The following is a 17,443-nucleotide window of genomic DNA, read 5'->3' as shown; positions in this document are numbered from 1 at the left end:
GTGCTACGGCTTCCCGGCCGGCTCCTCCCCCGGTGCCCGCGTCGCGGGCAGCCGGAGGGTGAACACCGCGCCCGCGCCGGGCTCGCTCGTGGCATGCGCCGTACCCCCGTGCGCGGCGAGCAGGTGGCGGACGATCGGCAGGCCGAGGCCGCTGCCTCCGGTGCGGCGGCTGCGGGACTTCTCGGCGCGCCAGAACCGTTCGAAGACGTGCGGGAGGTCCTCGGCGGCGATGCCGGAGCCGGTGTCCGCGACGGTGAGCACGGCGTCGGTGCCCTCCCGGCCGGCCTCCAGGGTGACCGCGCCGCCGGCCGGGGTGTGCCGCAGCGCGTTGGAGACGAGGTTGCCGAGCACCTGCCGCATCCGCACCGGGTCCGCGTCCAGCCACACGGCGGGGTCGGCCCCGGCCACCAGCGCGACCCCGGCCGCGTCGGCGGCCACCCGGTGGGCGGCGGCGACCTGGTCGAACAGTTCACCGGCGGACAGCGGTTCGCGGTGCAGGCGCAGGGTGCCCGCGTCGGCGGCGGCCAGGTCCTGGAGGTCGTCGATGATCCGCTGGAGCACGAGCGCCTCCTCGTGCACGGAGTCCAGCAGGCCCGGATCGGGGTCGACGACGCCGTCGCGCATCACCTCCAGCCAGCCGCGGATGTTGGTGAGCGGGCTGCGCAGTTCGTGCGCGATGTCGCTGACCATGGCCTTGCGCTGGGCCTCCAGGCGTTCGCGGCGCTCGGTGAGTTCGTTGAACGCCTCCGCGAGGGTGCCGGTCTCGTCCCGGGTGGTGACCGGCACCCTGACATGCCGCTCGGGCGGTGCCTGGGCGGCCGCGGTCAGCGCGCGCAGGGGCCGTACCAGCCGGATGGCGACGGCGGCGGTCACCGCGACGGTGACGGCGAGGACCAGTCCGGCCGCGGAGACCACCTTGGACTTGTTCGCCGGTGACATGTCGAAGCGGGAGGGGTTCTGGTCTCCGATGCCGAGGAACAGGTCGGCGGCCGGGGCGACATAGGGTTCCAGCTGGGCGCGGCGCGCGCTGAGCACACAGCTCTGGGCCGAGCGCACGGTGGCGTCCTTGTCCCTGCCCGCGAGCTTGGTGAGCAGGGGGCCGCCGCCGAAGTGGTCCTTGGCCCGGGGGTCGAAGGCGAGGAACAGCGGGCCGTCGCCGACCTCCAGGCCGGCCTGTCGCAGACAGGGGCGGGCGAGCCCGGACAACGTGTCCAGGGCCCGGGTCTCGGTGGGCGTGGGGGCGTCGAGCCCGTCGGTCCCGCACGCCGCCACCCCGTAGCGGGACGGATCGGAGCCGTCGGCGCCGGTGAGTACGGGGCGTCCGCTGGGCGTGCGCTGCACGGTGGTCCGCAGGCCGTAGCGGGCGTAGCACTGCCTGCCCCGGGTGGCCAGCGACTCCAGCTCGGCACGTTCCTCCGCGGACAGCCGGTAGGGGCCGACGGCGCGCGGGTCGATGCCGCTGAGCTGGGCACCGGCCTCGCTGTAGGTGTCGGTGCGCAGCGGGTCGACGCTCGCGGCCGGCCGGGGCGGCAGTGGGGTGCCGCGCGGCGCCGAGTCGGCGACGAGGGTGCGGTCGGGGCTGGTGAGCGCGATCCGCCGGCCGGTCCGCGCCGCCAGGTCCCGCACGGACCGCTGGACCCCGGACCAGTCGGAGTGCGTGGCCGCGTACCCGCTGAGCTGGGCCAGGATGCTGTTGTCGGCGGCGAGGTCCTGGCCCTGTTCCTCCTTGAGGGCGCTGGTGGTGGTGGTCACCGCGAGCCAGGCGGTGGCCGCCACCGAGCAGACGGCGATCAGGGCGGAGACGGACAGCAGCCGGACCAGGAGCCGTTTGCGCAGCGGTATCCGGCGCCGGGCGCCCCGGCCCGGACTCCCCCGCCCGGCAGCGGACTTCACAGCCGGCCGCTGAGCTTGTACCCGACGCCGAACACGGTGAGCAGCCGTACCGGACGCCGGGAGTCGGCCTCTATCTTGCGGCGCAGGTTCATGATGTGGACGTCGACGGCCCGTTCGGTGGAGGACCGGTCGATCCCCCGGGTGCACCGCAGGAGTTGGCGCCGGGTGAACACCCGTTCCGGCTCGGCCGCCATCGCCAGCAGGATCTGGAACTCGGCCGGGGTGACGTCCACCGGCGCGCCGTCGCAGCGCACCTCGTGCCGTACCGGGTCGACGCTGAGCCCGGCGGCCCGCACCGCCGGGTCGTCGCCGCGGACTCCGGTGCCCCGCCCGCTGCGCCGCAGCACCGTGCGGATGCGGGCCATCAGCTCGCGCGGGCTGTACGGCTTGGTGAGGTAGTCGTCGGCGCCGAGTCCGAGGCCGAGCAGCAGGTCGTCCTCGCCGGAGCGGGCGGTGAGCATCACCACGGGGACGTCCAGCTCACCGTCGTCGCCGCGCAGTTCGCGGCAGACGCCGAAGCCGTCCAGGACCGGCAGCATCAGGTCGAGGACGAGCAGGTCGGGCCGCAGCCGGCGGGCGGTGACGAGCGCGGTGGCACCGTCGTGCACCACCGTCGCGGTGTGTCCCTCGGCCAGCAGGGAGCGGCGGATCAGTTCGGCCTGCTTCTCGTCGTCCTCGGCGACCAGTACATGTGCGCACACGGTTGGGGATCCTAGGCGGCCCGGCGGCTCAGACCGCCAGCCAGTCGGCGTATCCCATCGCGACGACCGGGCGCCGGGCCGGGTCGAGGGTGCGCAGCAGGTCCTTCATGTGCGCCTTGGCGACGCTGACGCAGCCGTGGGTGGGGCCGCCGTGGTCGACGTGCAGCCAGACCCCTCCGCCGCGCTTGGGGCCGAGGGGGCGGGTCCAGTCCAGCGGGGAGGTGCCGGGCTTGCGGTTGTAGTCGATGGCGATGACGTAGTCGAAGGAGCCGTCGAGGGGTTCGCCCTCGAAGCCGGTGCCGGGCGAGTGGAATCCGGCGGACTCGTGGTACGGCAGTCTGCTGCCGGGGTCGGGCAGCAGCCCCCCGGCGTCGGAGAGGGTGTACACGCCGAGCGGAGAGCGCAGGTCGCCCAGCATGTGGTGGGAGCTCCAGCCCTTGAGCGCGTTGTGCGCGGGCCAGCTCGGGCCCGCCTGCCAGCCGTCGGCGGTGCGCTGGTGCAGGACGACCGTGCACTGCGGGGAGTCGGGGCCGCGCCCGGTGGCGACGACGGCCTGGGTGCACTGCTCCGGTATCGCCGCGGTCCGGGTGGGGCCGAGCCCGGGTATGCCGTGCGGGGCCTGTTCGGCCTGCGAGGTGGTGCCGGTCACGGGCGCGGGCCGGGTGGGCCGCGCCCGCTGTCCGGCCTCCCCGCCGCTCCCGCCGCAGCCGGTGAGGAGCAGCGGGGAGGCGAGGAGGGGAAGAGCGGTTCTGCGGTTGATCATGCTGTCGAGCTTGGCCGACGGTTATGTGGAATTGGTAAGAGCTCAGGTCTTGTTCGGCTTGCCCTTCGTGAACAGCCAGATGTGGAAGAGGGAGTCCAGCGGTCTGCCGGACTTCTGCTCGGCGAGCCGGACGAACTGCGCGGTGGTGCCGTGTCCGTCCCGGTGCCCGGCGGCCCAGGCGCGCAGGATGGCGAAGAACGTGCGGTCGCCGACCGCCTCGCGCAGTTCGTGCAGGGCCATGGCGCCGCGGTCGTAGACGGGCGTGCCGAAGATGTTCCCGCCGCTGCCGGGGTCGCCGGGCGGGTAGGCCCACAGTCCGTCGCCGGCGGGGCGGGCGTAGAGCCGGTCGAAGGTCTTCTGCGCGCTCGCGCCGCCGTGCTGCTCGGTGTAGAGCCACTCCGCGTAGGTGGCGAAGCCCTCGTTGAGCCAGATGTCCTTCCAGGAGGTCAGCGACACCGAGTCGCCGAACCACTGGTGGGCGCTCTCGTGCACCAGGGTGAGGATGTCGGGCGCCGAGTCGTAGAGCGGGCGGGTCTGCGTCTCCAGGGCGTAGCCGACCTTCGCGTGGTCCACGATGGATCCGGCGGACTTGAACGGGTAGGGCCCGAACAGCCTGCTCTCCCACTCCAGGACCGAGGGCAGCCGCTTGAGCACGGGGGCCGCGGCCTTGGCCTCGCGGGGGTCGACGGCGTCGTAGACCCGGATGCCGTCACGGGTGGTGTAGCGCGTGACCTGGAAGGTGCCGATGGTGGCGGTGGCCAGGTAGGCGGCCATGGGCCGGGTCTCACGCCAGTGGAAGGTGGTCTCGCCCTTGGCGGTGCGCTGTCGGAGCAGGTCCCCGTTGGCGACGGCGGTGCGGCCCTCGGGGACGGTGATGGTGAAGTCGTACGAGGACTTGTCCTTGGGGTGGGCGTTCGCCGGGAACCAGGTCATGGCGCCCTGGGGCTCGCCCGCGACGAACGCGCCGTCGTCGGTGGGGATCCAGCCGTCCGCCGAGCCGTCGGGGTCGGTGACCGGCTCGGGGGTGCCGTGGTAGGTGACGGTGACCTCGAAGTCCTGGCCCGCGCGCAGGGCGCGGCGCGGGGTGACCACCAGTTCCTGCCCGGAGCGCTCGACGCCCGCCGCGGTGCGGTCGACCTCGACCCCGCCGACCGTCAGCCCCTTGAAGTCCAGGTCGAAGCGGGTGAGCGCCTGGGTGGCGCGGGCGGTGAGGACGGCGGTGCCCTCCAGGCGGCCGTCGCCCTGGTAGCGCAGCGTCAGGCCGTAGTGGCGCACGTGGTACCCGCCGTTGCCGCTGAGCGGGAAGTAGGGGTCGCCCGCGCCGGCCGCGCCGGTGGTGCCCGCGCCGGTCCCCGCGGCGGCGCCGAGGAGCGCGGTCACGGCGACGGGCACGGTGGCGGGCACCACCCAGCGGCGGAGAACCGTGGGACGACGGCGTGCGGGCTGTCTGCGGGGTGACGTCACGTGCGCTCCTCGTGAGGTGGTCGGCCGGCCCACAGACTAGAGGCGGCGGTGCCTCCGGGTCTCCCGTCTCGTTCCGGCCACCTGGTGGCCGGAACGCCGCCCGGCCGCGGGCGCCGACCGGCGGCCCGGCCGCCCGCGCGGTACGCTCGCCGCACGTGGGGGCCGTGCTGAGGGAAGGGCCCGCTGGTGAGCGTGCGCGTGCGCCGGATCCATGAACCGCCCCGGCCCGATGACGGGCTGCGGGTGCTGGTCGACCGGCTCTGGCCGCGTGGCGTGGCGAAGGAGGCCGCGCGCGTGGACGAGTGGCCCAAGGGGCTCACCCCCTCCACGGAGCTGCGCACCTGGTTCCACGGCGGCGCCTCGTACGAGGAGTTCCGCGCCCGGTACGAGGCGGAGCTGGGCGCCCCGGAGGCCGCCGGGCTGCTCGACGGCCTGCGGGAGTCGGTCCGCGAGGGCCCGGTGACACTGCTGACGGCGACGAGGACCCCGGAGCGCAGCCACGCCCAGGTGCTCCTGGAGCTGCTCGGGGGCTGAGGTCAGCCGGTGTGCCGGGCGGCGTGCCGGCCGGCGGCGCGGCCCGAGAAGAGGCAGCCGCCGAGGAAGGTGCCCTCCAGGGAGTTGTAGCCGTGCACCCCGCCGCCGCCGAACCCGGCCACCTCGCCGGCCGCGTACAGCCCCTCGATCGGCGCCCCGTCGGCACCGAGGGCGCGTGAGTCGAGGTCGGTCTGGATGCCGCCGAGCGTCTTGCGGGTCAGCACACGCATCCGTACACCGATCAGCGGGCCCGCGGCCGGGTCCAGGAGGCGGTGCGGCGCGGCCACCCGGCCGAGCCGGTCGCCGAGGTAGCGGCGGGCGTTGCGGATGCCCTGGACCTGGGAGTCCTTGCTGTACGGGTTGGCCATCTGGAGGTCGCGGGCCGTTATCTGGCGGCGTACCCCGGCCGCGTCCAGCAGCGGCTGCCCGACCAGACCGTTCATCTTCTCGACCAGCCGCTCCAGGCTGTCCGCGGTGACGAAGTCGGCGCCCTTGTCGAGGAACGCCCGCACCGGTGCGGGCGCGCCCTTGCCGACGAGCCGGCTGCGCACCACGGCCCGGCGGTCCTTGGCGGTGATGTCGGGGTTCTGCTCGGAGCCGGAGAGCGCGAACTCCTTCTCGATGATCTTCCGGGTGAGGATGAACCAGGAGTGGTCGTAGCCCGCGATGTCCTCGGTGGTGCGCAGGTACTTGAGCGTGCCGAGGGTGTCGTAGCCGGGCAGGCAGGGGTCGGGCAGCCGGCGGCCGAGGGCGTCCAGCCAGATGGAGGAGGGGCCGGGCAGGATGCGGATGCCGTGGCCGGGCCAGACGGGGTCCCAGTTCTGCAGCCCCTCGGTGTAGTGCCACATCCGGTCGCGGTTGACCAGGCGGACGCCGGCCGCCGCGCTGATGTCGAGCATGCGGCCGTCCACATGGGCGGGGACGCCGGTGACCATCTCGGCGGGGGGCGTGCCGAGCCGTGCGGGCCAGTAGCGGCGCACGATGTCGTGGTCGGCGCCGATGCCGCCGGTGGTGACGACGACGGCCTGGGCGGTGAGTTCGAAGTCGCCGGCGCGCTCTCGGCTGGAGGCGACACCGCGCGGGGCGTCGTCGGGGGCGAGCACCGTGCCGCGCACGCCCCGGGCGGTGCCGTTCTCGACGACCAGTTCGTCCACCTGGTGGCGGTGGTGGAAGGTCAGCAGTCCGTCCCGGGCGGCCTGCCGGGCGTACCGGACGAAGGGCTCGACCACTCCGGTGCCGGTGCCCCAGGCGATGTGGAAGCGGGGCACGGAGTTGCCGTGCCCGTCGGCCCTGAGGTCTCCGCGCTCGGCCCAGCCGACGGTGGGCAGCAGTTCGATGCCGTGGCCCTGGAGCCAGGACCGCTTCTCGCCGGCCGCGAACTCCACGTAGGCGCGGGCCCAGCGCACCGCCCAGGAGTCCTCGTCCTCGGTCCGGTCGAACCGCGCGCTGCCGCGCCAGTCGCTCCAGGCCAGTTCGAAGGAGTCCTTGATGCCGATGCGGCGCTGTTCGGGCGAGTCCACGAGGAAGAGGCCGCCGAAGGACCAGTACGCCTGGCCGCCGAGGTTGGCGGCGTTCTCCTGGTCGACCAGGGCCACCCGGCGTCCCTGGCGGTTGAGTTCATGGGCCGCGACCAGGCCGGCGAGGCCCGCTCCGACGACGATGACGTCCGCGTCCATGGCGTGGGGTTTCCTTCCTCAGTGCGTTGTCGAGGGGGTGGCCGGCGCGGCGCCGCCGTCCGTGAGCAGCGCGGTGAGCAGCTGCTTGAGCCAGATCCGGGCGTGCTCGACGTCCTTGTCCAGCAGCAGCTGGGTGGTGACGCCGTCGTAGGCGGCGACCACGGCGTGCGCGGCGCCGGCCGTGTCGCCGAGCACGGCGGGGAGTCCGGTGCGGCCCCGGGCCCGGAAGAGTCGCTCCGCGACGGCCTCGCGGAGCCGGGCGCGGTGGCCGAGGAGGACGCGGGCGACCTGAGGGTCACGGGCCGCGTGCACCAGGAAGTCGGTCTTCACCAGCAGCCAGTCCACGTCGAGCAGCAGCACCTCGGTGACCCGGTCCACGGCGGCCGGCACGTCGAGGCCGGGGCCGTCCTCGGCGAGGGCGGACGCGACCTGGGCGGCGATGAGGTCGGCGCGCTCCTGGTACAGGGCGAAGAACAGCTCGTCCAGGGTGGCGAAGTTCGAGTAGAAGGCGCCCCGGCTGTACCCGGCCGCCTCGCAGACCTCCTCGATGGAGACGTGTCCGAACCCCTTGGCCGCGAACACCCCGAACGCGGCGTCGAGCAGCCGGGCGCGGGTCTCCGCCCGGCGCCGGGTGACGCGTTTCGCGGTCTCCCGCATGGCGGCACCCCCTTTCGATACACGAATGTATCGGATACACCGTCGCATCAGAAGAGCCCCTGTGCCGGCGATTTTATGGGAACGCATTTTCGAATAAGAGGTACGCTGGCCCCATGGCCACGCACCTCCAGGGCTCCCTGTTCGACCAGACCGACGAGCTGCGCCTGGGCCCCCTGCGCGGGCTGCGCCGGACCGTGCTCGGCGCCGGCGCCTGGATCGACGCGCTGCCCGGCTGGCTGACCGGCGCCGACGCCCTGTTCGAACGGCTCGCGGCGGAGGTCCCCTGGCGCGCGGAGCGCCGGAAGATGTACGACAACGTCGTCGCCGTACCCCGGCTGCTGGCCTTCTACGGCACCGCGGACCCCCTCCCCCACCCCGTCCTGGACGAGGCCCGTGCCGCCCTGTCCCGGCACTACGCGCACGAGCTGGGCGAGCCGTTCACCACCGCCGGGCTCTGCTACTACCGCGACGGCCGGGACAGCGTGGCCTGGCACGGCGACCGGACCGGGAAGGGCGCCCGCGAGGACACCATGGTCGCGATCCTCTCCGTGGGCGAGCCCCGCGATCTGCTGCTGCGCCCGGCCGGCGGGGGCGGCGGGACGGTACGGCGGCCGCTCGGGCACGGCGACCTGATCGTGATGGGCGGCTCCTGCCAGCGCACCTGGGAGCACTGCGTGCCCAAGACGGCACGGGCCACCGGACCGCGGATCAGCGTCCAGTTCCGTCCGCACGGCGTGCGCTGAGCCCGCCGCCCCCTTGCGCCGCACGGTGGCGGATCTGATTGGCTGTCCTCGCGACGATCACTGGCACTCGGGCGCGGAGAGACCATGCGGGCAGAAGTACATCAAGTCGCCGACGGCACTTACCTGGTGCACGGCAACAACGTCAACTGGGTGATCCTCAAGGACGGGGACGACCTCACCCTGATCGACACCGGGTACCCCGGGGACCGGCCGGGGATCCTGGAGTCCCTGGCGGCGGTGGGCGGTTCACCGGAGGCGGTCTCCGCCGTACTGATCACCCACGCGCACAACGACCACCTGGGCTCGGCCGAGTACCTGCGCTCCACCTACGGCACGCCGGTCTACCTGCACCCGGCCGAAGTACCGCACGCCCGGCGGGACTTCCTGCACCAGGCCACCCTCGGCGACGTCGTCCGCAACGTCTGGCGGCCGGGCATGCTGCCCTGGGCCGCGCACGTCATCAAGGTGGGCGGCATGGAGCACAACCCGGTCACCGCGCCCGAGCCGTTCCCGGCCGCGGGCGCGCTCGACCTGCCGGGCCGCCCGGTGCCCGTGCACACCCCCGGCCACACCGACGGACACTGCGTCTACCACCTGCCCGGGGCCGGCATCGTGGTCTCCGGCGACGCCCTGGTCAGCGGGCACGCCGTCTCCTGGACCAAGGGGCCGCAACTGCTGCCCGGCTTCTTCGACCACGACCGCGACCGGGTCGTGGCCTCCCTCGACCTGATCGCCGGCCTCGACGGCGACACCCTGCTGCCCGGTCACGGCCCGGTCCACCGGGGCGCGATGCGTGCCGCCGCCGAACAGGCCCGGGACCGGGCCACCCGCGGGTCCGGTACGAAAAAGGCGAGGTGACGCCGGTCAGTCGTGCGGGACCACCGCGACCGGGCAGTCGGCGTGGTGCAGCACCCCGTGCGCGACCGAGCCGATACGGGCGCCCACGGCGGTGCGCCGGGCCCGGCGGCCGACGACCATCAGCTGGGCGCGGCCGACGAGCGAGAGCAGCACCTGCCCCGCGCTGCCCATCTCCACCTGCTCGGCCACGGGCACCCCGGGGAACCGCTCGCGCCAGGGCCGCAGCGCGTCGGCCAGCGCCTGCTTCTCGCACGGTTCCAGACCCCCGGCCTCGTCCAGCAGCCTGAGCGAGCCGGGGCTGTAGGCGAAGACCGGCGGCAGGGTCCAGGCCCGTACGGCGCGCACCGTGGCACCCCGGGCCGCCGCCGTCTCGAAGGCGAAGCGCAGCGCGGCCGCGCTGTCCTCGGCGTCGCCGTGCTGGCCGACCACCACCTCGCGCCCGGCGGCCTCCAGGGCGGGGCGGTCGCCGGCGCGCACCAGCACCACGGGCCGGGTGGCCTCGGCGATCACCTGCCGGCCCACCGAGCCCAGCAGGAAGCCGACGACCGGCCCGTGCCCGCGCGAACCCAGCACCAGCATCTCCGCGTCCCGGGCCGCGCGGCCCAGCGTCCCGACGGCGTCCTCCTCGACCACGTCCACGCTCACCGTGAGCTTCGGATGCCGCCCGGCGACCTGGCGCACCGCCTCCGCGACGCCCTCCTCGGCCCACTCCCGCTGGGTGTCCCGGCCGGCCCCGGCGATCTTCTCGGCGTGGTGCCACGCGTGCAGGACCCGCAGGGGCAGCCCCCGGCGTACGGCCTCCCTGGCCGCCCAGTCCAGCGCGGCCAGGCTCTCCCGCGTACCGTCGAGCCCTGCCGTGATCGCCCGTGTCATCCGTGGCCTCCTCGTCGTGCCGAGCGTGCGTTCATGCCACCGGTCCCCACTATCGGACACCGTGCGCCCCGGCCGGGCCCCGGCCCTGCGCGTCGCGGGGCGGAACCGGACACCGGGGCGAAGCCGGGCGATCGAACATACGATGGGCGCGTACCGGTGCGCTGGTGCACGTGCCGCCGCGCCGGGGGATTCCGACGCTCGGGGTGGGAGATCCATGACACAGGCCGCGCCCGGCACCCAGGCCCCGACGACACCGGCCGCAGACGCGACCCGGACCGTCATCCTGACCGTGGACGACGACCCGGGGGTCTCCCGTGCCGTCGCCCGTGATCTGAGACGCCGCTACGGAGCGTCGTACCGGATCGTGCGCGCCGAGTCCGGGCCGTCCGCGCTGGAGGCGCTGCGCGAGCTGAAGCTGCGCGGCGATCCGGTGGCGGTGATCCTGGCCGACTACCGGATGCCGCTGATGAACGGCATCGAGTTCCTGGAGCAGGCGCTGGACGTGTACCCGGGGGCGCGGCGGGTGCTGCTGACCGCCTACGCGGACACGAACGCGGCGATCGACGCGATCAACGTCGTGGACCTGGACCACTATCTGCTCAAGCCGTGGGATCCGCCGGAGGAGAAGCTCTATCCGGTGCTGGACGATCTCCTGGCGGCGTGGCGCGCCGGCGACCACAAGCCGGTGCCGAGCACCAAGGTGGTGGGGCACCGCTGGTCGGCGCCGTCCTCGGCGGTGCGGGAGTTCCTGGCCCGCAACCAGGTGCCGTACCGCTGGTACTCGGTGGACGAGCCGGAGGGGCAGCGACTGCTGGCGGCGGCCGGGCAGGACGGGCGGCGGCTGCCGGTGGTGGTCACCCCGGACGGTTCGGTGCTGGTCGAGCCCGAGCCGCCCGAACTGGCCGCGCGGGTGGGCCTGGCGACGACACCGACGGCCGACTTCTACGACCTGGTGGTGATCGGCGGCGGGCCGGCCGGGCTCGGCGCGGCCGTGTACGGGGCCTCGGAGGGGCTGCGCACGGTGCTCGTGGAACGTTCGGCGACCGGCGGGCAGGCCGGGCAGAGTTCCCGCATCGAGAACTACCTGGGCTTCCCGGACGGTGTCTCCGGTGCCCAGCTCACCGGCCGGGCGCGGCGGCAGGCGGCCCGGTTCGGTGCCGAGATCCTGACCGCGCGCGAGGTGACGGCCCTGGAGACGTGCGGCGCCGCCCGGGTCGTGCGGTTCGCGGACGGTACGGCGATCGCCGCGCACGGTGTGATCCTGGCGACCGGCGTGCAGTACCGGCAGCTGGCGGCCGAGGGCTGCGCGGACCTGACCGGATGCGGGGTGTACTACGGCTCGGCGCTGACCGAGGCGGCCGGCTGCCAGGGCCAGGACGTCTACATCGTCGGCGGTGCCAACTCGGCGGGCCAGGCGGCGCTGTACCTCGCCCGGGGCGCGAAGTCGGTGACCCTGCTGGTGCGCGGCGCGGATCTGTCGGCGTCGATGTCGTACTACCTGGTCCAGCAGATCACCGAGGCACCGAACATCGAGGTGCGCTGCCGCACGGTGGTGGACGCGGCCCACGGCTCGGGGCACCTGGAGCGGCTGACGCTGCGTCACACGGAGACCGGGGAGACCGAACAGGTCGACGCCCAGTGGATGTTCGTGTTCATCGGCGCGGCGCCACTGACCGACTGGCTCGGCGACAGCGTGCTGCGCGACGAGCGCGGTTTCATCCTGGCCGGACCGGATCTGACCGCTGACGGGCGGCCACCGGCCGGCTGGGAGCTGGACCGGCCGCCGTACCACCTGGAGACCAGCGTGCCCGGGGTGTTCGTGGCGGGCGACGCCCGTGCCGAGTCCGCGAAGCGCGTCGCGTCCGCCGTCGGCGAGGGCGCGATGGCCGTCATGCTCGTCCACCGGTACCTGGAGCAGTCATGAGCGGGCAGATCGTGCCGTGCAGCCCGAAGGAGATCCGGTCGCTCTTCCTCTTCGAGAAGCTCCGCCCCGAGCAGTTGGGGCGGCTGTGCGCCGAGGGGCGGGTGGAACTGTTCCAGCCGGGCCCGGTGTACACCGAGGGCGACCCGGCGACCTGCTTCTTCGTGATGGTCGAGGGTACGGCGGTGATCTCGCGCCGGGTCGGCGGGGACGACGTGGAGGTCGTCCGGACCTCGCAGCGCGGGGTGTACGGCGGCGCGATGCAGGCGTATCTGGGCGACCGGGTGCGGCAGGTGTACACCAACTCGCTGCGGGTGACCGAGCCGACGCGGTTCTTCGTGCTGCCGGCCGACCTGTTCGCGGAGGTGATGCACGAGTGGTTCCCGATGGCCGTGCACCTGCTGGAGGGCCTGTTCTTCGGCTCGAAGAACACCCAGGCGGCCATCGGGCAGCGGGAGCGGCTGCTGGCGCTCGGCTCGCTGTCGGCGGGGCTCACCCATGAGCTGAACAACCCGGCGGCCGCGGCCGTGCGGGCCACGGCCACGCTGCGGGAGCGGGTGGCCAGGATGCGGCACAAGCTGGCCGTGATCGCCGAGGGGCCGTTCTCCCGGGACGCGCTCGCGAGCCTGGTGGAGATCCAGGAGCGCACGGCCGAGCGGGTCTCGAAGGCCCCGGCGCTCAGTCCGCTGGAGGCCGCCGACCGGGAGGACCTGCTCGGGGACTGGCTGGCGGACCACGGCATGGACAACGGCTGGCAGCTGGCACCGACCTTCGTCCAGGCGGGACTCGACGTCGACTGGCTGGAGCAGGTCGCGGCGGCCGTGGACGAGGAGATCCTGCCGGGTGCGATGGGCTGGCTCAACTACACGGTCGAGACCGAGCTGCTGATGACCGAGATCGAGGAGTCCACCACCCGTATCTCGCATCTGGTGGACGCGGCCGGGCAGTACTCGCAGCTGGACCGGGCGCCGTACCGCGCGGTGGACGTGCACGAACTCCTGGAGAGCACGCTGCTGATGCTGTCGGCCAAGATCGGCTCCGGCGTCCGGGTGGTCAGGGAGTACGACCGGACGCTCCCGCCGGTGCCCGCCTATCCGGCGGAGCTGAACCAGGTGTGGACCAACCTCATCGACAACGCGGTCTCCGCGATGCGGGGTCAGGGCGGCGAGGGCACCCTGACGGTGCGCACCGCGCGCGACCACGACCGGGTGCTGGTGGAGTTCCGTGACACCGGGCCCGGTGTCCCGGCGGAGATCAGGGACCGGGTCTTCGACCCGTTCTTCACCACCAAGCCGGTCGGCGAGGGCACCGGGCTCGGTCTGGACATCTCCTGGCGGATCGTCGTCGACAAACACCACGGCACCCTGCGGCTCGACTCCGAGCCCGGCGACACCCGCTTCCAGGTGCTGCTGCCGCTGACCGCCGAACAGCCCGAGCCGGCCGGCCCCGACGGTCCGGCCGGCTCACCCGAGGAGCGAACGGAGGACGCAGTATGAGCGACGTCGAGGGCATCGAACCGAACGTCCCGCCGAGCGGCACCGGTTGCGCGGAGTGCGAGGCGGCGGGCGGGTGGTGGTTCCACCTGCGGCGCTGCGCCCAGTGCGGGCACATCGGCTGCTGCGACGACTCGCCCGCGAAGCACGCCACCGCGCACTACCGGGCCACCGGGCATCCGGTGATCCGCAGCTTCGAGCCGGACGAGGTGTGGTTCTGGAACTTCGACACCGGGGAACTGTTCGCGGAGGGGCCCGAACTGGCGCCTCCGACCGGGCATCCCGCCGATCAGCCGGTGCCGGGCCCCGCCGGGCGGGTACCGGAGGACTGGGCGCGGACCCTGGGGTGAGCCGCGGCACCCGAGCCCCGGCGCCTGCGCGTCAGCGCGTGCGCCTCAGCACGTGAGCGTCAGTCCCGCCGCGCGCAGTCGAGCCGCTTCAGGTCGACGGCGCCGGCGAGGGCGCGCATGCCACGGTCACCGGGGTGCAGATGGTCGCCGCCGTCGTACCGCGGCCGCAGGCGCTCGGGGTCGCGGGGGTCGCGCAGCGCGCGGTCGAAGTCGGCGACGGCGTCGAACTCCCCGCGCGTGCGCAGGTAGCGGTTGACCTCGCGGCGTACGGCCTCCGCGGCGCGGTCCCACTCCGGCCGGCCCTTGAACGGGCTGATGGTGGCGGCCACCACGCACAGACGGGCCGCGTGCGCCCGGTGGAGCAGTTCCCGGTATCCGGCGATCAGTCCGGCCGCCGTGACGCCGGTGTGGGCCTTGATGTCGTTGACGCCCGCCCACAGGACGACGGTGCGCACCCCGGGCTGGGACAGCACGTCCCGGTCCAGGCGGTGCGGGATGCTCTGCCCGGCGCCGTCCCCGGTGCCGTCCGTGAGCAGCTGGTCGCCGGATATGCCCTCGTCGGCCACGCCCTGCACCGCGCCGTGGGCCGCGTGCAGCCGCCGGGCCAGGTAGTCGGGCCAGCGGCGGTTGCGGTCGGCGGTGGACTGCCAGCCGTCGGTGAGGGAGTCGCCGAGCGCGGCCACGGCACCGGTGGCCGGGCGGTCGGGGCGTACGGCGACGGCGTCGACGTACCACCAGGCGCTGGTGGTACGCGCCCAGTGGGCGCCGCCGTCCTCGGCGGTGAGGTCGCCGCCGAGTCCCGTGTACGACGTCTGGAGCGCCAGCTCATGGCCGGTGGCCGGGCCGCCGGCATCCGGGGTGCGCAGGCTCACCGCGAGATCGGCGCCGGCGGGCACCCGGCCGGGCAGCGGGTCGCTCCAGGCCACGGAGCCGGCGGGGATGGTGACGCGGCGGGCACCGCCGAAGGCCAGGGCGTGGTTTCCGCCGGGACGCAGGGCGGCACCCCGGGCGCGCAGGCCCGCGTAGACGTGATCGAGGGTCAGCGGGCGGTCGCCGAACGCGTTGGTGAACCGGATCCGCGGCGCGCCGCCGCCGACACTGGTGTGCACGATCATCCGGTACTGCGCGCCCGCGACACCCTCGCCCATGCGTTCGGCGCCGGCCGCCCAGGTCAGCACGCCGGAGGGCGGGCCCGGGGCGCCGGGTGGGTGGAGGGCCGGGCGGGACGGCCCGGCCTGGCAGGCGGCGAGCGTCAGCAGGGCGGCGGCGACGCAGCAGCGCCCGAACCGGCCGCTCACGAGGCGCCCGGCCCGTCGGAACCCGGCCGGATCCCCGCGGCCGTACCCGCGTGTCCCACGCAGCTCATGGTCCCGCCGCGGGACCGGGTCCGCACCCCGGTGGGCGGTCATCCGCTCCCTCCCCGGTCGGCTGACCGCCGTCCGTGGCGCCGGCCGCGTCGGTGGGTACGGTTCCCCGCACGGGTGCGGACATGCGGATGCCCCGCGCGAGGCGGGGCATCCGGTCGGGCGCGAAGACGTCAGTGCTTGGCGGCCGGCGTGTTCGCGGCGGTCACGTTGACCGCCGCCCACGCCTGGTTCACCGTCTTGTACTCGGTGCTGTTCGCGCCGTACAGGTCCTTGGCCGCCTGGAGCGTCGCGAGGCGCGCTCCGTGGAAGTCGGTCGTGGAGACCATGTAGCGGGTCAGCGCGCGGTAGAAGATGGCCGTCGCCTTGGTGCGGCTGATGCCCTTCACCTTGGACTTGTTGTACGTCGGCGAGTTGTACGCCACGCCGTTGATCGTCTTCTTGCCGCTGCCCTCCGCGAGGAGGTAGTAGGCGTGCGACGAGACACCGGAACCGGCGTGCACCTCGGTGTAGTAGGTGTCCGGCGTCCAGTAGTCGATCGTGCCCTCGAGCTTGTCCAGCGAGGGGTGGTCCAGGCGGCGCAGGAACTTCTGCGAAAGGCCCAGCTTCTCGCCGATCAGGTAGTCGGGCTTGTCCTGCCTGTTGTTGGCGTAGAACTCGACGTTGGAGCCGAAGATGTCCGCCAGCGACTCGTTGAGCGCGCCCGGCTCGCCGTACTGGTTGCCGTTCGCGTCGACGTAGGTCGGCTCCAGCTTGGCCGTCGCGTCCACCACGCCGTGGGTCAGCTCGTGGCCGGTGACGTCGAGGACGACCAGCGGCTTCTTGAAGGTCTTCCCGTCACCGTCGCCGTACAGCATGCAGTTGCAGGTCGGGTCCCAGAAGGCGTTGGCGACCTTGTTGCCCCAGTGCACCAGGCCGTGGGCGGCCTTGCCGTTGTCGGCGATGCCCTTGCGGCCGAAGGTCTTCTTGTAGAAGTCCAGCGTCTTGGTGATGCCGTACTGGGCGTCGGCGGCGGCACTGGCGCGGTTGGCGGTCGTGCCGTTGCCCCAGACGTTCCTGGTGGCGGTGAACTTCGTGCCGGCGCCGAAGCTCTCCGTGGTCCTGCCCTTGGCGTCGCGCACCTCGGTGCCGTACCGGCTCGGGTCGGCGAGCTGGTAGTGGCCGCGCGAGGTCTGCGTGGTGGTGAGACCGACGCTGCCGTCGTAGAGGGTCTTGCCCGTGCCGCTCGCGGCGGACGGGAAGGCCGTCTTGGCGCCGGTGGGGGCGTCGGCCCGGCCCAGCGCGGCGGCGCGGGCGTCACCCGTGGTCGGGGTGGCCGTCACGCCGCGCTTCTGGAGGCTCTTGACGAGCTTCGGCGACAGGAACTGGTCGCTGTCGGGCGTGTTGCTGCGCACCTTGCCGGTGACGGCGTCGACCACGACGGTGCTGGTGCCGTCCTGGTCGGCCACGGTCACCTGGTAGGCGAGCGCGGAGGCGCCGTCGCGGGCGTCCACGACGAGCCGGGCGGTGCCCGCCTCTCCCTTGGCCGCCCGCGCGGCCTTGGCGGCGGCCTGACCCGCGGTCAGCCTGGCCTTGGTGGCGGCGGCCGGCTTGACGGCCTGGGCGGCGGCGCGGGTCACACCCGTGTAGGCGAGCTTGTGGTCGAGGTGGACCACGAGGTCGCCGCCGAGCACCGGCATGCCGTCGTGGGTGCGCTCGAAGCGGACGTGCCGGGCGCCCTCGGGGTCCAGCATGACGTCCTGGGCCCGGAGTTCGTCACCCGTGGAGACGCCGGTCGCGGACGCGTGCGCGAAGGCCGCGGCGCGGGCCGCGCTCACCACGGCGCCGGAGCTGGTGACGGACGCGACGGAGCGCGCCTCCCCCGTCGAGGGACCCGCGAAGGCCGTACCGGCCAGGCCCGTGGCGGCGGTCGCCACCGTGACCGCGACCGCCACTGAGCGTATGTGGGGTTTACGCAATCTGATCAGGGTTCCTTCTGTGAAGGGCGGCGGGTCGTCAACCGCCCTGGGGCATGGCGCCCTTCGGCACCAGGGGGCTGGTCGGGCCCCGAGGGCTCACCCTTACGGATCAGTCATGTGCACGTAAACCAGGAATGATCTATTTCGCGATCTTCTAGGGCAATCCTTTGCAAATCAGCGCCAGAGAGTGATCAG

15 protein-coding genes are annotated in these 17,443 nt (G+C 73.7%); 6 read left to right on the top strand and 9 right to left on the bottom strand.

Features of this window, described 5'->3' with window-relative positions; genetic code table 11:
* Positions 1-3 precede the first annotated feature (3 nt).
* Genes VT52_RS18460 through VT52_RS18445 form a run of 4 tightly spaced genes read right to left on the bottom strand, consistent with a single transcriptional unit; the run spans position 4 to position 4,821 of the window.
* Positions 4-1,893 (bottom strand): sensor histidine kinase, encoded by a 1,890-nt coding sequence (locus VT52_RS18460; protein ID WP_046425001.1) that lies wholly within the window; start codon positions 1,891-1,893, stop codon positions 4-6.
* Positions 1,890-2,594, bottom strand: coding sequence for a response regulator transcription factor (locus VT52_RS18455; protein WP_046424999.1), 705 nt, complete (start codon positions 2,592-2,594; stop codon positions 1,890-1,892). Before VT52_RS18455 ends, VT52_RS18460 begins: the two co-directional genes overlap by 4 nt.
* 28 nt (positions 2,595-2,622) lie before the next feature.
* Entirely contained in the window at positions 2,623-3,357 is a 735-nt protein-coding gene (locus VT52_RS18450) for a L,D-transpeptidase family protein (protein ID WP_046424998.1), read from the bottom strand.
* 42 nt (positions 3,358-3,399) lie between these two features.
* Entirely contained in the window at positions 3,400-4,821 is a 1,422-nt protein-coding gene (locus tag VT52_RS18445; protein ID WP_046424997.1) for a M1 family metallopeptidase, read from the bottom strand.
* 186 nt (positions 4,822-5,007) lie between these two features.
* Here VT52_RS18445 and VT52_RS18440 point away from each other — a divergent pair, with 186 nt between their 5' ends.
* The gene (locus tag VT52_RS18440; RefSeq protein WP_206306551.1) at positions 5,008-5,355 is read left to right on the top strand and encodes a DUF488 domain-containing protein; all 348 of its coding nucleotides are present in this window, start codon (positions 5,008-5,010) and stop codon (positions 5,353-5,355) included.
* A 2-nt stretch (positions 5,356-5,357) separates the two neighbouring features.
* Here VT52_RS18440 and VT52_RS18435 read toward each other — a convergent pair whose 3' ends face one another.
* Both VT52_RS18435 and VT52_RS18430 read right to left on the bottom strand, forming a co-directional pair.
* Positions 5,358-7,031: an FAD-binding dehydrogenase gene (locus VT52_RS18435; RefSeq protein WP_046424994.1), complete on the bottom strand. Its 1,674-nt coding sequence runs from the start codon at positions 7,029-7,031 to the stop codon at positions 5,358-5,360.
* Between the two features lie 18 nt (positions 7,032-7,049).
* Positions 7,050-7,688 carry a TetR/AcrR family transcriptional regulator gene (locus VT52_RS18430; protein ID WP_046424992.1) on the bottom strand — a complete coding sequence of 213 codons (639 nt, stop codon included), beginning with the start codon at positions 7,686-7,688 and terminating at the stop codon, positions 7,050-7,052.
* 113 nt (positions 7,689-7,801) lie between these two features.
* Between VT52_RS18430 and VT52_RS18425 the strand changes: the two genes are divergently transcribed.
* Positions 7,802-8,431: an alpha-ketoglutarate-dependent dioxygenase AlkB gene (locus VT52_RS18425; protein ID WP_046424990.1), complete on the top strand. Its 630-nt coding sequence runs from the start codon at positions 7,802-7,804 to the stop codon at positions 8,429-8,431.
* 84 nt (positions 8,432-8,515) lie between these two features.
* The gene (locus tag VT52_RS18420; protein WP_046424988.1) at positions 8,516-9,289 is read left to right on the top strand and encodes an MBL fold metallo-hydrolase; all 774 of its coding nucleotides are present in this window, start codon (positions 8,516-8,518) and stop codon (positions 9,287-9,289) included.
* Positions 9,290-9,295: 6 nt separating this feature from the next.
* On the opposite strand, the gene VT52_RS18415 is transcribed toward VT52_RS18420, so the two are convergent.
* Complete coding sequence (locus tag VT52_RS18415) at positions 9,296-10,162, bottom strand: universal stress protein (protein ID WP_046424986.1); 867 nt, start codon at positions 10,160-10,162, stop codon at positions 9,296-9,298.
* 214 nt (positions 10,163-10,376) lie between these two features.
* Here VT52_RS18415 and VT52_RS18410 point away from each other — a divergent pair, with 214 nt between their 5' ends.
* Genes VT52_RS18410 through VT52_RS18400 form a run of 3 tightly spaced genes read left to right on the top strand, consistent with a single transcriptional unit; the run spans position 10,377 to position 13,926 of the window.
* Positions 10,377-12,086: an FAD-dependent oxidoreductase gene (locus tag VT52_RS18410; protein WP_046424983.1), complete on the top strand. Its 1,710-nt coding sequence runs from the start codon at positions 10,377-10,379 to the stop codon at positions 12,084-12,086.
* A complete protein-coding gene (locus VT52_RS18405; protein WP_046424981.1) occupies positions 12,083-13,579 on the top strand; it encodes an ATP-binding protein in 1,497 nt (498 codons plus the stop codon). Before VT52_RS18410 ends, VT52_RS18405 begins: the two co-directional genes overlap by 4 nt.
* On the top strand, positions 13,576-13,926 hold the full coding sequence (locus VT52_RS18400) for a UBP-type zinc finger domain-containing protein (protein ID WP_046424980.1): 351 nt from the start codon (positions 13,576-13,578) through the stop codon (positions 13,924-13,926). Before VT52_RS18405 ends, VT52_RS18400 begins: the two co-directional genes overlap by 4 nt.
* 59 nt (positions 13,927-13,985) lie before the next feature.
* Here the strand turns inward: VT52_RS18400 and VT52_RS18395 are convergent, their stop codons facing one another.
* Complete coding sequence (locus VT52_RS18395) at positions 13,986-15,335, bottom strand: SGNH/GDSL hydrolase family protein (RefSeq protein ID WP_107481364.1); 1,350 nt, start codon at positions 15,333-15,335, stop codon at positions 13,986-13,988.
* Between the two features lie 128 nt (positions 15,336-15,463).
* Positions 15,464-17,224 (bottom strand): M4 family metallopeptidase, encoded by a 1,761-nt coding sequence (locus VT52_RS18390; RefSeq protein WP_240509798.1) that lies wholly within the window; start codon positions 17,222-17,224, stop codon positions 15,464-15,466.
* Between the last annotated feature and the right edge of the window lie 219 nt (positions 17,225-17,443).

The organism is Streptomyces malaysiense (genome assembly GCF_000980885.2).
Classification (GTDB): domain Bacteria; phylum Actinomycetota; class Actinomycetes; order Streptomycetales; family Streptomycetaceae; genus Streptomyces; species Streptomyces malaysiense.
This window is presented reverse-complemented; position numbering and strand designations above follow the sequence as displayed.